The sequence below is a fragment of the Caldicoprobacter guelmensis genome, from assembly GCF_016908415.1.
Taxonomy (GTDB): domain Bacteria; phylum Bacillota; class Clostridia; order Caldicoprobacterales; family Caldicoprobacteraceae; genus Caldicoprobacter; species Caldicoprobacter guelmensis.
The window spans coordinates 199639-215330 of record NZ_JAFBDW010000005.1 but is presented as its reverse complement, the minus strand read 5'-3'; the positions used below and the strand labels follow the sequence as shown (position 1 = coordinate 215330).

Annotated in this window: 13 protein-coding genes and 1 tRNA gene; all 14 read right to left on the bottom strand. The window is 42.0% G+C overall.

Annotated elements, in window-relative coordinates; all coding sequences use genetic code 11:
- Position 1: 1 nt before the first annotated feature.
- The 14 genes from JOD02_RS08770 to JOD02_RS08705 all read right to left on the bottom strand — a co-directional run bounded on the left by JOD02_RS08770 (position 2) and on the right by JOD02_RS08705 (position 15437).
- Positions 2 to 1105, bottom strand: coding sequence for a GntR family transcriptional regulator (locus JOD02_RS08770; RefSeq protein WP_243426424.1), 1104 nt, complete (start codon positions 1103 to 1105; stop codon positions 2 to 4).
- Positions 1106 to 1132: 27 nt separating this feature from the next.
- The gene (locus tag JOD02_RS08765; RefSeq protein WP_204488800.1) at positions 1133 to 2614 is read right to left on the bottom strand and encodes an L-fucose/L-arabinose isomerase family protein; all 1482 of its coding nucleotides are present in this window, start codon (positions 2612 to 2614) and stop codon (positions 1133 to 1135) included.
- Positions 2615 to 2760: 146 nt separating this feature from the next.
- Entirely contained in the window at positions 2761 to 3612 is an 852-nt protein-coding gene (locus JOD02_RS08760) for a hypothetical protein (protein ID WP_204488799.1), read from the bottom strand.
- A gap of 194 nt (positions 3613 to 3806) precedes the next feature.
- Positions 3807 to 4508, bottom strand: a complete 702-nt coding sequence (locus JOD02_RS08755; RefSeq protein ID WP_204488798.1) for an arginase — start codon at positions 4506 to 4508, stop codon at positions 3807 to 3809.
- Between the two features lie 87 nt (positions 4509 to 4595).
- The gene (locus tag JOD02_RS08750; RefSeq protein WP_204488797.1) at positions 4596 to 5666 is read right to left on the bottom strand and encodes a glycosyltransferase; all 1071 of its coding nucleotides are present in this window, start codon (positions 5664 to 5666) and stop codon (positions 4596 to 4598) included.
- A complete protein-coding gene (locus JOD02_RS08745) occupies positions 5663 to 6841 on the bottom strand; it encodes a glycosyltransferase family 4 protein (RefSeq protein ID WP_204488796.1) in 1179 nt (392 codons plus the stop codon). The genes JOD02_RS08750 and JOD02_RS08745 overlap by 4 nt, the downstream gene beginning before the upstream one ends.
- A gap of 83 nt (positions 6842 to 6924) precedes the next feature.
- On the bottom strand, positions 6925 to 7968 hold the full coding sequence (locus JOD02_RS08740; RefSeq protein WP_204488795.1) for a sugar phosphate nucleotidyltransferase: 1044 nt from the start codon (positions 7966 to 7968) through the stop codon (positions 6925 to 6927).
- Positions 7969 to 8377: 409 nt separating this feature from the next.
- On the bottom strand, positions 8378 to 9025 hold the full coding sequence (locus tag JOD02_RS08735) for a glycerol-3-phosphate acyltransferase (RefSeq protein ID WP_204488794.1): 648 nt from the start codon (positions 9023 to 9025) through the stop codon (positions 8378 to 8380).
- Positions 9022 to 10125, bottom strand: coding sequence for a glycosyltransferase (locus tag JOD02_RS08730; RefSeq protein WP_204488792.1), 1104 nt, complete (start codon positions 10123 to 10125; stop codon positions 9022 to 9024). Before JOD02_RS08730 ends, JOD02_RS08735 begins: the two co-directional genes overlap by 4 nt.
- 235 nt (positions 10126 to 10360) lie before the next feature.
- Positions 10361 to 10437 (bottom strand) — tRNA-Arg (locus tag JOD02_RS08725).
- Positions 10438 to 10580: 143 nt separating this feature from the next.
- Positions 10581 to 11303, bottom strand: a complete 723-nt coding sequence (locus JOD02_RS08720; protein ID WP_204488791.1) for a UPF0280 family protein — start codon at positions 11301 to 11303, stop codon at positions 10581 to 10583.
- 39 nt (positions 11304 to 11342) lie between these two features.
- The gene (locus JOD02_RS08715) at positions 11343 to 11762 is read right to left on the bottom strand and encodes an NIL domain-containing protein (protein ID WP_341534569.1); all 420 of its coding nucleotides are present in this window, start codon (positions 11760 to 11762) and stop codon (positions 11343 to 11345) included.
- Entirely contained in the window at positions 11763 to 12923 is a 1161-nt protein-coding gene (locus JOD02_RS08710; protein WP_204488789.1) for a homocysteine biosynthesis protein, read from the bottom strand. It lies immediately after the preceding gene.
- A 312-nt stretch (positions 12924 to 13235) separates the two neighbouring features.
- Positions 13236 to 15437 (bottom strand): glycoside hydrolase family 3 C-terminal domain-containing protein, encoded by a 2202-nt coding sequence (locus JOD02_RS08705; RefSeq protein WP_204488787.1) that lies wholly within the window; start codon positions 15435 to 15437, stop codon positions 13236 to 13238.
- Positions 15438 to 15692 lie beyond the last annotated feature (255 nt).

Genomic DNA, 15692 nt, shown 5'->3' with positions numbered 1-15692 from the left:
ATTAAATCTCCTCCCTTTCGCTTATTTTTTTAGCGCTTCCCCTTATAACCAGTTCAGGCCGCATTTTAATGTTGATCCGCTTTTGTTTACCTTGTATCATATCAAGCAAGGCTGTCGCGGCCTGCTGCCCCAATTCTTCCTGAGGATGCGCCACAGTAGTGAGCTTCACTTCGGAAGCCACGGCAAGCTGCGAATCGTCAAAGCTAACGAGGGAAATATCTTCAGGAACGCTCAAATTCATTCCCCTCAATACATCAATTACCTTAATAGCCACCTGGTCATTATAACACACAATACCGGAACATCCCTGTAGCAGATGCATCAAGGGCTGTAGCATACAGCTTTCAAAATCTATCGCGTCTTCCGTGTCAAACCACAACACCCTTGAAGATACAACCTCAAGTCCGGTTTCTTCAAGAGCCTTTTTAAACCCAGCAAACCTGTAATGACCCTGAATATCGTCTTTCTTAAATATCCCGCCAATTTTGGTATGCCCCAGCTCAATCAGATGCTTGGTAGCTATATAGCCAGCCCAGATATCATCTTCTACAACGTAAGAACAATCAAAATCATTGTAGCAACCATGAATAAACAATATGGGAATATTCTTTTGTCTTAACTCCTGGTATAAATCCAGATTAGGGTTAGGCAGGGCGCTTTTGGTAGGCTCTACTATCAATCCCGCAATAGGATGATTTCTCAAGTTTTCAAGGCATAAACGCTCCATTTGATGCTGATTGTATGTGCAGCTTAGCAACATGTTATATCCTTGAGCTAACAATACGCTGTCAATGCCACGAACAATGGAAGGAAATATATAATCATTGAGATAGGTGGTAATGACCCCTATGGTATGCGTCTTCTCCTCCCTTCCACAGGGGCCATTACCTACAAACGTGCCTTTACCGTGTACCCTATAAACCCATCCTTCATTTACCAGCTCTCCAATGGCCTGCCTTACAGTGTGCCTGCTGATGTTAAACTTTTTGGCCAGCTCATTTTCAGAGAAAATCCTGTCACCAAATTTTAGCTGCTTGTGTTGTATCGTCTCTATTATATACTTTTTTAAGCGCTGATACTTGGGCTTTTCGTTGCCTTCAAACAAAGTTCTACACCTGCTCCACATTTTAATTTATTTAAACGGATTCTCATCCTTGTACAGCATATTAGCCGGTTGGTTGAAGTCCACTTCCTCGATACCCAGCATCTTCATGGCCGCAAACAGTGCCTTGCCTACATGCTTGAAAGCAACGCCAGTGTGATGCGGATACCTCTTGGCGATCAAGACATACCTGTAGAATCTCGCCATCTCCTTTACAGCAAATACCCCTATGCCACCAAATGATTTGGGATCAACGTCTATAACCTCGCCTTCTGCTACATAGCTCCTTAGCTTGCAATCAGCCGTACCTTGCAGCCTAAACAACGTGATATCCCCTGGCTTTATGGTCCCCTCCAGAGTACCTCTGGTTATATCTGGTTCTCTATCCGGTTCCAGAAGCCTGTGCATGATAAGCTGATATTTCATGGCTCCATCTTTCAAATGACACTTGGGCGTATTGCCGCAATGGAACCCCATAAACAGATCGCTTAGCTTGTAATCGCCAAATTTATCCCTGTTGTTCTCATACATGTCTCTGGGAACGGTATTGTTTATATCAAGAAGGGTCGCCGGCATGCCTGTAACACATGTAATGATGTATTCACTCAGTGCCCCATATACATCTACTTCACATGATACCGGAATACCACGAGAGGCCAACCTAGAGTTGACATAGCACGGAACAAAGCCAAACTGTGTCTGGAATGCCGGCCAGCACTTGTTGGCAAATATAGCATACTCCGAGGCGCCAATATGCTTTTCCATCCAGTCCAGCAAGGTCAGCTCATACTGCGCCAGCTTAGGAAGAATGCCAGGGAACTTGTTGCCTTCACCCAGCTCTTGCTCCATATCCCTGATGACCGACGGTATCCGAGGGTCATTTGCGTGCAGGTTAAAGGACTCAAACAAGTCAAGCTCAGAGTTCTCCATGATTTCAATGCCCAGGTCATACAGCGGCTTTATGGGAGCATTGCAAGCCAAGAAATCCTGTGGCCTTGGCCCAAAAGTAAAAATTTTAAGCTTTGACAGACCCAATATCACTCTGGCAATATCCACAAATTCCGAAATCATATCCGCAACTTCATCGGGCGTACCAACGGGGTATTCAGGAATATAAGGATTAAGCTTACGCAACCCCAGATTGTATGAGGCATTGAGCATTCCACAATAGGCATCCCCACGCCCGTCAATCAAATTGTTCTCGGTCTCCTCGGCCGCAGCTACAAACATAGAAGGGCCACCAAACTTCTGAGCCAGCATGGTCTCAGGGCCTTCTGGGCCAAAGTTGCCCAAGTATACCACCAGCGCATTCACATTAGCAGCTTTAAGCTCATCCAAAGCCTTAAGCACATCTTTCTCATTCTCTACTACCGTTTGAATCTCCGTGATGGTGACGCCTTTTCGACCACATGCTTCAACCACTGCTTTTCTCCTTGACTGGCTGAGCTGCACCGGAAAGCAGTCTCTGCTTACTGCTACAATGCCCAATCTTACCTTCGGAATGTTCACCATAATAAAGTCACCCTCCCCTTTGAACAATTATTGACTTCCAGTATCATTATACTACCACATTACTTGTATGCACAAGTCTTAAAAGTAAAATAAAAAGAAAAAAGCTTATGAAAAAACCTAAGCTCAAAATTCTTTTTGCAACATGATTAATCCCTCATTATTTCCGTCTTTTTAGGACTGCTGCGGCCTTTCAATTCGGGCGGACGACCTTGTAGCGCCGCCAGCGATATCTCTATATCCTCAGCAGCCTCATCCGGCGTCAAACAACCAACCGTCACCATGTCACAGGGACGAATTGTATGCCACACAAAAGTCAACCCTACAAAAGGACTTACACGCCCAGCCGCCATGGGCTTTATTGTTATAACCGGTTTTTTAGCATTCCATATCACCTTATGTATGTATTCAATCTCTACCTGCATTAAAAAGCCCATGCAGTTGTAAATCTGTATATAAGTCTCCACGTCATATTCATTAAGGTCAGAGTAAATAACGAGTTCAGGCATGTGACAGGAAAGCCCAGGTATCATATCGTGATCGCGTATCATCTTAAGGTAATCCGGCAGCCTTTCAATAGTTTTTCTATTTTTGTTGACCAGCTGCTCCACCGAAGTATGATGCGGAAGGCATAATGTGGCACCCAATTTTTTACTATTTGCAATTACTCTTTCAGCTTCCTTACGCGCCTCTGCATTATCATCCACATTAATTATAGGTGTATCAATTATTATCATCCCTTTACCAGTACGGTCTTCAGCAAGCTTTACAGCTTCTACAAGATGGGGATTATCGACAAACGGCCCCATAATGGTATCTACGCCTGCTTCAAGGAACACTTCAAGCATGTCAGCTATAACGTGCGGCGAACTATTTCTATGCCTGATTAAATTATCGGCTGCCAAACTGGTGTGGCTGTACCCCAGAATCCAATTTGTACCAATGATCATTCTGGAAAGCGATACGCCCCCCACATTTGTTCTTGGGAATAATTCTCTCATTTTCCATCCCCCTCCTAATTTTCATGTATTGACAACCACCCCTCAGATAACCCTTTTAGCGTTAGCAATATGTTTAAAATAATCTACAAAAGCCGTTTCTTTATTTTAATTGTAAAACACTTTTCCAATCTAATGCAATAGCAAATGCCGCTTAAAATTTATTTTTCTGTTTACTTGTGGTTAATCTAAATATTTCACGCCAACATATATTTGATCTGCTGCGACAGATTTATATCTCTGGTATTCCAATTTCTTACCTTAAAGTCTATAAACTCTATGTTGGACAACCCGGAATCCTGGATAAAGTTTAAGAAGTTGGCATCATACCATGGAGGAGTCCAAGCTCCCGATCTGCATATATGAACTGCAACTACCTCAATGCCCGTAGGAATATTTTCCCACCGGAGATATTTTACATCATATATTGCATTGATTTCCCTAAAATCATGAGGCTTTTCAAACGCATAAGGGCTATATATAATATTTGCTCTCTGGATGATTTTCTCTTTCAAAAGTTTTCCCAGCCAATTGGCACAGTTTAACTCAAAATTTAGCGAAGCCAATCCCCCATACCCTAGGTCAGCGTGGGCATCAAACAAGTAGACTTCAGAGCACCTACTCTCTTTAGCAACTTTATATGAAATAACATGAGAGTCAGATATATAAACTTTTACTTTGGGCTCAATGGCAAATTTTTGTTTAACTTTCATCCAAAAATCCCTTATCTCAGGAGACAGACTGTATAAACGTTGAAGGTCTTTTCCTTGCTTTCTAAATATAAAATAGCGCTTATACCACGCATCCAGTATACTTTTTGAATTTTCTATATAGGAATATTCACTCGCCTTGGAACATATAAAGTAATCCCAATCGATACTCAAAAGACATTTGCCCACCGACACCACTCCCATCGTGGTCAACCGCAAATGCCTTTGTTCAATAAATTTTTCACCTGGCATGGGTGCCAGGTGTTTTTACAACAATTATGCCCATTTTGAAAGATAATAATACTTTTCAGCCGAACTGCTGCAAAACCTTTCCATACTAAGTACGGCAATATAGTAAGATATAAGACTTTCCGCTCCCTGATTCAGGTTTACACCTTCCCTTGTAATGCCGTCATAACATCCACCTGTTTCTGGATCAATAAGGCTAACTCCCTTGGAGTTATACCCCGTATACCACCTGCAGCACTTTTTCGCCTTTTCAAGATACTCATCTTTTTCTGTTATTTCATATGCTTTAAGATAAGCAAGCAACATTTCACAAGCCTCAACGGGTTGTTCGTCAAACTCAGCCGGATTACTTCCCTTTTTAAACCAACCATTGCATCCAATGGGTTTGAAATAACCCTTTTTAAAAGTTTGTTTTTCCAAAAATCCCAAACTTTCTAAACCTATATCTTTGAAACTCTCTTCCTGCGTTGTCTGAAAAGCCGCCAGCATAGCCCACGGTAACACAGCATTGCTATAAGTAAGCACGTCTTCAAACCACTTCCAATTTTCTCGGCAGTGTTTATAATACTCCTCTGCCAAAGAAGCAGCAAGATTACTTATTATTCCTCTGGCATGGTCATCATCCAAAAAACTCAGCCCTATAATTGAATAGGCCTTACCTCTAATAGAGAGCAGCTTGTCACAATTGGGAAGAGATTTACCCAAAATGTACTTAGCAACACGCCGTATGTTTACAGGCACATGTTGATTGGATATAGTAAATCCCAGCGCCCATAAACATCTCCCAAAACAATCTTCAGAACCCCTTTCTTCCGCAAACCTCCTGTCATAACCCATGAAGTTTTTGAACCATCCATCCTCATTCTGCGCATTAAGCAAAAAGCTGGTATACCGGTAGATAAGATTTTCGTACCTTTTTACTGGCCTTTGCTCATAAAGAAGTACCGCCATGATCAGTGCCCTTGCATTGTCATCGGTGGTATAGCCCTTGGTAGGATCAGGTACCCCATACTTGGCATGCTGCAGCATTCCTGTATCATCAGTCATACGGAAGATATGCTGCTCATTTTTCATCTTTATCAAATCGTACAGCATCATCCTACCAACATATCTCCTTTCAATTGGGCTTCCTCAATGGCTTTCATAAACAGCCGGGCATACTGATTTGCGACATTCTTCCATGTCATGGTCCTACCAAGAGCCAGAGTCTTTTTCTCCATTTCACTCTGCACCTCCGGATGGTCCAGTATATAATTGATGCACTTTGCCAACGATTCAGAATCTGCAAACTCAGCCAGCATACCTCTCCCATCTGCCAACATCTCTTTAGCATATGGATATGGCGTAGATACTATTACCTTTCCATACCCCACTGCATAGGCCAGTGTACCACTCACTGCCTGCTCCCTACTAAGATACGGCGTCATGTATATATCCGAAAGCTGTAAATATTGTATGACCTCATCCTTTGTAAGGTATTTATTTACAAAGCATACATTTGTCTCCACACCCAACCGCCTTACTAATTCCTCCAATTTCTCCCTATAGCTTTCACCATATTCCTTTTTTACACACGGATGTGTCTGCCCCAATATGAGATACAGTACATCTGGGTGCTTTTTTGCCACCTTTGCTATAGCTTCTATACCATACTCCAAACCCTTACCCGGACTTATAAGCCCGAAGGTGCTAATTATCTGCCTCCCTTTAAAGCCGTACCTCTCTTTGAGCTTCTCTCTTGGTTCCACAATTTTATAGGGTACGCCATGAGGTATAACCTCGATTTTGCCACGGTCTATTCCATACACCTCTGTTAAAATCTTAACGGTGTTGTTTGCCATGGTCACAACTTTTTGACTCTTTTCCGCCAAAATTTTTATAATCTCCTTTTGCTTATTAGAAGGTTCAAGGAGGACAGTATGCAAAGTGGTTATAAACGGTATATTAAGATTATCCGTAAAATCAAAGATGTAATCTCCCCAATCGCCACCAAATATCCCATATTCATGTTCAATGACCACAAGCTCCGTATCAGTTTCATTAAGCTGCTTGGCAGCCTTTATATAGCTGTCCCTCTCATATTGGTAAATCTCCATTATGACCCTGTCATCATATTGATAATACCCATTGCTTATGGCAATAACCTTTGGCTTATTTACAAGTTTTATATCCTCCAACTCGTTTACCAAATCCTGAGTGAAAGTAGCCAAACCACACTCCCTAGGTGGATAAGTACTTACAAATACGACATTCCTGGCTCTATTGAGCATCATCCTTCACCACTCCCCTTCCCTACTAGATTTTATAAACCGAAATCCAAGCTTTATCCCACAAACTGACCGCTCATGAAAAATATTTATATTGCCATGAGTCGACTATCTTCCTCCGCATATACAGTCCTGTAATGTTCACATCCTTGTTTTATCCTGCAATTGGAGGCCACAATAGTATTGACCAGCTTGGCTCCGCTTTCCACCACCACATCATCCCATATGACGCTTCCTATAATCTTTGCTCCCTGACCTACATGCACATTGTTTCCTATAATAGCATTAGGCCCTATAATCGCATTCTCCTCAATCTTTACATTAGCACCTATATATACAGGCCCCTGTATTTTGACAGAACCGTGTATGCTAGAACCAGGTCCTCTATATACTCCTTTATCCGAAAAATCCAATCCGCTTATCCTACATTTGCCCGCCATTATGTCCATATGGGCCTGCAGATACTTCTCAGGAGTGCCTATATCTATCCAATAAGAGCATCCTTTATATACAGCAATCTTATAACCTTTTTCAAGAAGTTTAGGAAATACTTCCCTTTCAACCGATACCACCCGTCCTCCAGGTATCTCCTTTAAAACTTTGGGCTCAAATACATACACTCCCGCATTTACAAAATTAGAAGTAACCTCTTCAGGCTGTGGCTTTTCCCTAAAGGATACAGCATAATCATTCTCATCATATTCTATAACCCCATACATTGACGGATTATCGACTTGTGTCACGGCAATGGTAACATCAGCCGCTTTTTTCTTGTGATATTCTACAAGCTCTTTTAAGTTTATATCGCTTAAAATATCCGAATTGAATATTAAAAATGTATCATCAAAGTACTTTTCAGTATTTTTTATTGCTCCACCAGTCCCAAGCGGTATATCTTCTCTAACATGATAAATTCTCATACCAAACCTTTGCCCATCACCGAAGTGTTTTTGAATATGCTGGGCTCTATAGCAAGTGCTCAATACAACCTCATTTATCCCAATATTTTTAAGGTTAAGTATACTCCTTTCAAGTAATGGTTTGCCCATAATAGGTACCATAGGTTTCGGTATCTTATTGGTCAAAGGTCTCAACCTTGTCCCCATTCCTCCCACAAGAAATAATGCCTTCATAAAGTCGCATCCCCCCTTCAAAATTGTTGATACAAAATCAAACAATTTGAAGAAAGCAATACGACTTTAGAATTTCTCGATAAAATTTTTAATATCATCAGTATATTTTCGTGGATGGATTTGATCACCTATGAATGCCTGTAAAAGTGCTTTAACACATGCCTGTACAGAAACTGAAAAAACTTTAAAATGGCTGGTTACCGGCTTAATTTTTAGAACAATTTTAATTTTATTAGCACTCGACAATTGTGAGTGCTAATAAACCTAGAGTAGAGTGTAAATTTTTTCACTTTTATTGTCAAAAACCGCCAACACCAATTTTGAATCATTTATGCCAATTATATTAAATTATCTCATTCTAAATAACAATTTTTAAAAAAATCGCGCAATACAGGACCTGTTTAAATTTTTACATGCCAATGGTGGTGTTAGTAGTGTCGCGGTTCCAATACTTATTATATATATCCCTAAAAAAGACCTGCAGCTTGGCTTTATTTCTATACGTCATAAGAAGGGAATTCTCAAGCCACAACAGTAGCAGATAATAAGGAAAAGCCCTAACAAAGAGGTAAAAGCCCAACATCCACATACCGAATACCACCATAAAACCATCGGTTTCAGTAGGTGTACTCTCACCCCTGTACACCATTCTCGCTATGACGTAAAGAATAGCAAGTATTACTGCATAAACTAGAGAAACTCTAAATTGAGTAACAGCACTCCATACACCGAAACTTACGGCTATGGCTTTGCCACCCCTGCCCTTAAGAAAAGGCGAGAAGGCATGCCCCAAAATCGGCGCAAAAGCCACAGCGGCTATGGACAGATCGGCAATCAGTTGGCGTTGTACCAGTACCACCAGAGGGAAATAACCTTTTAAGAAATCCAACAATACCCCCAGCAAGCCCAGTTTAAACCCTGCAGCCAACCATAGGTTAAATGCCCCTGGATTACCATCTCCCACCTTTCTCAAATCCTTTTTAGCAGCAAGGCCAAGCCAGTAAGAAAACATGAGCGACCCACATAAAAATTCCATAATGAAGTAAAATACAGTCATAAACCCCTCCTACTTCTAACCTGAATCTGCCTTCCTTTCCAATAGACACACCCTTTGAAAGAAACCTGATACGTAGAATAAATCATTATGGCAACGAAAAACACTGTTGATAAAAAATGTAGTATAGGTATAATCTTACCATAATCTCCTACATATTTCAAAAAATACACGATTTGAAGGGTGTACATAATATACCCTACTAAAAAAGGCCATATCAATGGATGCCTCGTCAATATCAAGAGGGGTGTTACAAACTCAGCTAAGAAAACTCCTATAAACCACAGCGCAATTAATGCTACCGTGGAACGGCTGAGATTAATCATCCCTAGTACGGCACTCTTGCTAAACCCCTCTATTTCGCTTCTTATGCCGTTAGGATACATTCTAAAATACACTAGGTCATATCCTATGAAATTTTCAACGTTAATGCCGGCTTGTGAAAACCTCTTACCTAGAGTCATATCATCCATTACTTCATCTCTAACGCTATAATGGCCGTTGATCTTTTCATAATCCTCTCTAGACACCACAATACAAGACCCATATAAACTTTTTACTGGATTTTTCCTTTCAAAAGGAGAGGTAAAAGCGAGCACGCCTAATAGATAAGGTATAAGCGAGAGTTTCTCATAAAATCTTTCTGGTCTATGATAGGGAACAACGGAAATAGCCCCAGCACACTTCTCTCTAGTCTTAATAAGGACTTCTAAAGCCCTTGGAGCTAATCGCATATCGGCATCAAGGAACACCAGAATATCCCCAGTTGAATTTAAAAAACCATTCCACACAGCCCAATTCTTACCCGTCCAACCAGCTGGAAGTGGAGGATTTTGTATAACCTTGACACCATACCGCCTGGCGATTTCTCCCGTTTTATCCGACGAAAAATCGTCAACCACAACGATTTCATCCGGTTTATAAGTTTGTTTTTTTAGTGATTCAAGCAAAAAAGGCAAATTTTTTTCTTCGTTACGTGCCGGGATTATAACCGAAACTTTGTGTTTTTTTATGAAAAATACATCATCGTTTGTAAGACACACTTTTGTAAACAGAACAAAACCTGAAATGCAGCCGATTATAAAAAGTATTATAATATTCAATTTCTCCACCCCCCTCTAGATTATATGCGAGGGATTAAATAAAAATCATACTTTTTGATAGCGTAAGAAAACCCTCTTCTAGTAAAAAGAATAACAAATTTCTTCTCTTATAGCAATTATTTTTATACCTCAAAATAACCATTCACAAAAAAATTTTTGCATGACAACGCGAAAAATAGTTTTAAAGTCAGCATAAAAAATCAAAGGCCGGAAAGCCTGATTTTCCGGCCTTTTTTGGTACACCCGGAGGGATTTGAACCCCCGACACCCGGTTTAGGAAACCGGTGCTCTATCCTCCTGAGCTACGGGTGCGCATCTCTCTTTTCCTAGAACATTTATAATTATAAAATAAACAGCTTAAAAAGTCAAACAATAATTTTTATAAACAGAAATTCAGATTTTATGCTACCCAATGACTTCACTTTATAGCTATTGTAGAAATCTCGGCACTTTCTTCAAAGTTTTACCAGATGCACATTTCCCCATGCACCCATCTTGTCATCCACGATTATGACCGTACCCAAAACCCCCTCAATCCGCCTGGCAAGATGAATTCCCTTTTCAATATCATGCGGAGCCTTCACAATATTCCCTACAGCTGTGGCGGCTGCATCAGCCAGCGCAGTATCATGGGACAATATGACAACTGCATCGGCCTTACCGAAGCTCAAAGAGTGCCCTATCTTGCCCGACGAGGTACAAACGCCTATTGGTGTGTCTTTGGCAGAAATTTTTAAGCCGATCTTTTGGCTCAAAGGAGAAGCGCCTGCAAATATGGCTATGACCCTTTCGCGGCAGCTTTTGAGAAAGATATCCCCTCCGTTTTCCACAATTACCTCAGGCGAGTATTGCAACAGCTCCATCCCAACAAATTCACTTATGGCACCTGCAACCGCTGCCATGGGCCCTACGCCGGCCTTTTGCGCAGCATCACACATCCGCCGCACTATCGCCGGTGCATCCGGCAAACATTTAATCGGCACCAGCGAAATTAAAAATTTGCTATCCTTTCTGATGTAATCTTCAATATCCTTCCTATATTTTTTGACCAGCTGTAGGGCCTCCTGACGTAGCATTGAATGTGCACCAATATCGAGATCGGTCTGTTCTATCTTTACATTGAAATACACCAGATCTCTTGCTCTGTATAACTCTCTATAAAACCTTTTTTCCGCCATAACAACCACTTCTATTTAAAAACCATACAAAACAAAATTTTACAGAAAAATATTTACATCCATGGCATTTAGAGGACAAGCTTTGACGCACAACTCGCAGATGAGACATTTGCTGTGGTCAAAGGTCAGCTTCCACTCATTTCTATCCATGCTCAAAGCCCTAGACGGGCAGACAGCGGTGCAGGCACCACAGTGGACACACTTTTCCTCATGCCAAATTATATTCTTATTAAATATTCTATACTGTACCCCCTGGTCCTTTAAATACTGCAATCCCTTTTCTATGTTTTCCGCAGTGCCTTCAAGCTCAGCCATCAGCCTTCCTTTTTTGTTGGGCTGTATCTGAGCCTGCAGGATATTGAACATGAGGTCATAATCCTTGACCAGGCGATAGGTTATGGGCTTGTCGGTCTTCTCAGGAGGAAAATACATAAACAGCTTTATCTTCTGCAACTGCACTTACTTCACCTCCCTTTCTTTCAAAGGATTAAAGCGCCGATCTTCAGGCAATTTCTGTATAGGTTCCTGCAGTAAAAACTCGCCTTTTAATATCATTTCCTTGAGTACCTGCGCAATCTCTCTCGCCTTTCTCAGGCTGGACAGCGGCGCTGTGGGTACTTTCTTGCCATTGAGCTCAATCATACCACTTCGTAGCTCTTCATAGCTAACTTTGCGCAACACGGGTCTAGAACGGCTGGGTACGCTGTAGTCTACAACCTGCGTATAAATGTCACGATTGCGTACCGCTAAAAATTTTGCCATATCCTCATCTAAAACCGGAATGGGAATGCCGACCCCTACAAACAGGGTAGTACCGTATTTTTCATAGCTGGCTGCCCTTATAAACCGACTGCTCATCTGCTTCATATCCCCTATAACCGCGAGGGTGGCTCCTGAATACTGAATAACTCCATCCCTAATTACTTCTTTATTTCTCACAAACTGCGTACCTTCCCACGCGACATAACCCTGAGCGCCGCCTATGAATATCCTGGTACCAATACCTATGGTCCTGAGTTCAGGGTCATTAAGCAATGGGCTCAGCTCCCCCGATGTACAATAAGTCACATTCCCGTATTGAGGCAAAAGGGTACCCATATAGGTGTAAAGTATTCTATCCGATGAGTTGGTAGCAGCATTGTAATTTTGATACGCATTCCTGGGATTGAATAAATATGCCTGGTTCAAGTCATCCAAGGTAATGTACGTGGTTATTTCTTTCCTTGGATAACAGTCCGTTCCATATGACTCTGCACGTAGTTTGATCTTCTTTCCATCTATTAAATCCTGTATCACGTGCGCTCCACCATATTCAAAACCTTGCGTCTCAGACAGCTCGGTAGCGCCTATATATGTGTCTACCGCAGCCAATCCCCCATAGGCTGGCACATCGTTGAGCCATATCCTATTCATGCGAATAGGGGGGTCTGAATGGCCAAAGTTGATGAAAGCTCCGCTGGAACACATAGGGCTGAACGTCCCTGTAGTAACCACATCCACTTCTTTTGCCGCCTGAGCAACTCCCTTTTCTTCGACCAGGTCTTTGAACTCTTCAGCAGTCAGCACAACCACCTTACCGTCTTTGATTTTTTCGTTAATCTCGTCAAAAGTCTTAGCCATCCCTTCTCCCTCCCCTTACATTTTACAACACATATATTTTTTGAGTACACTCGTATTGGATAAAAATTAACCTGATGAATATTACATATTATTGTACAATATCTTTAACTTTTGTACCATACTTTTTAACACAAAATTTATATTTTTTTATGGGGGATCCAAAAATCCCTTTTTTCTAAAACACAAAACAAAAACAGGAGCTTGTGTACATTTTACACGAGCTCCCACCGTAAAACGATACCACAAGGTTCACTCCATAGAGCATAAGCATAAACCAGTTTAAAACATTTAAAATCCAATCATTTGAACGGTTTAATACTCCAGCTCCATTGCTTCTCCCCTAACCTCAAATTCGCCTACAAGAATCGGGGTCTTTGCGAGTGCCTCGCTTCTTTTGTCGGGTTGTCTACCTCCCACCATCACCCTAAACCTGCCCGGCTCTAGAATACATCTGCCGTCGTCGTCTATAAGCGCCATCTGCCTGGGAGTCAATGTAAATGTAACTGTTGTGCTTTCACCCGGCTGAAGCTTAATCCGCGAAAAACCTTTAAGCTCATGAATGGGCACATCCACCGATGCCTCCAAGTCTTTTAAATACAGCTGCACCACTTCATCTCCAGCCATGTTGCCGGTATTCTTTACATCCACCGAAATGGTGATGGACTGACCAGCCTCTACGACTTCTGCACTCAACTTCAAGTTGCTGTATTCAAAAGTTGTGTAGCTCAAGCCATACCCAAAAGGATATAGTGGCTCATCTTCCATATATCTATAGGTTCTGCCCTTCATGCTGTAATCAGTAAATGGCGGCAATTGTTCCACAGATTTGACAAAGGTAACAGGCAGCCTTCCTCCAGGATTATAATCGCCAAAGAGCACATCCGCAATTGCCGTTCCGCCCTCTTCTCCCGGATACCACGCCTGCAATATAGCCGGCACATTATCCTGCGCCCAGTTTATAGACACTGGGCTGCCGCTGAAAAGCACTAGCACAACTGGCTTACCGGTAGCACATACAGCCTTCAACAGTTCTTCCTGTATACCAGGAAGGTCCAAGCTGGTTTTATCCCCTCCCGCAGTGGACCTTGCCGCATCTCCCTCTTCACCTTCTAATTCAGGTGACAGCCCCAAACACATGATGACCACATCCGCCCTTTGGGCAGCAGCCAATGCCTCCGCAAACCCCCGTGTAGCTTCTTCTCCCCAGTAATCCGACTCTGCAGCAGTGAGGTCACATCCTTCAGCGTAATACACTTTGGTCTGCGGCGAAACTTTGGCTCTTATACCTTCCAGCGCTGTAACATATTTAGAAGGCATACCATTGTAGTTGCCTAACAATACCTTCTTGTTGTCAGCATTGGGACCAATTACCGCTATCGCTTTTAAATCTTTCCTAAGCGGCAGTAGTCCACCTTCATTCTTAAGCAATACCATCGACTCCCTTGCCATCTCGAGCGCTAATCTGCGGTGTTCCTCACAATCATTTACTTCGTAAGGTATTTTAGCATATGGAACCCTCTCTGGTGGATCAAACATTCCCAACTTAAATCTAGCTTTAAAGAGTCGCTTGACAGCCTTATCGATTATCTCTTCGGATATAAGTCCTTGTTTAACTGCATTAACCAGGCTTTCAAATTCCTTGCCACAACAGAGATCACAACCAGCATTAACAGCCAGCGCTGCCGATTCCTCTGGAGTATTGGTTACCTTATGATGAGCGTGAATATCATGAATAGCTCCGCAATCTGACACAACATAGCCGTCGAACCCCCACTCTTCCCTTAAAATCTTCTGCAACAACGTCTGACTGGCACAACATGGCTCTCCATTGGTACGGTTATATGCCCCCATTATCGATTCTGCTTTGCCTTCCTTTACGCATTCCTTAAACGCCGGCAAATATGTCTCCCTCAAATCTTTATGACTGACTCTGGCATCAAACGAATGGCGCAGAGGCTCAGGACCGCTATGTACCGCATAATGCTTGGGTGTAGCTATCGCCTTTAAATATTTAGGATGGTCTCCCTGTAATCCTTTTACAAATGCCACCCCCATCCGGCCAGTCAGATAAGGGTCTTCACCATAAGTTTCCTGACCCCTTCCCCACCTTGGATCGCGAAATATGTTTATATTAGGCGACCAAAACGTCAAACCCTTGTAAATTCCCCTATCACCCTGGCGCACAAACTCATGGTGCTTGGCTCGAGCCTCATCAGATATGGCACACGCAACCCTGTACAGGAGCTTATCGTTAAACGAAGCTGCCATTCCTATAGCCTGTGGAAACACAGTGGCAATCCCTGCTCTGGCCACGCCATGGAGGCATTCATTCCACCAGTTGTATTCCGGGATGCCCAAACGCGGTATTGCAGATGAAGCATATATCATCTGCGAAACCTTTTCCTCAAGCGTGAGACGCGAAATCAGGTCGTCCACCCTTTTTTCTAAAGGCTGGTCCGGGTCAAGGTAGATTGGAATACCGCTATCTTCGTTTTGTTTTATATTCTCACTCATTTTCAAACCCTCCTCATTACAAGAATACAAATTTGGTTACAATGTTTTCAGATCACAGATTAATGAGAAAAAGCTTATTTTAAAGCTCAAAAATATTCTACCACATTTTTAAGATTTATTCTGCTTAATTTTGTTTCTTTTTAGAAATTGTGCATTTTATTATTTGGTAAAACAATAAAAAGCGCCCGCTTTGTACAACCACTTTAAACCGGTTGTCTAAAGCAGAGCGCTCATAAAATTTCTAAATACCACATC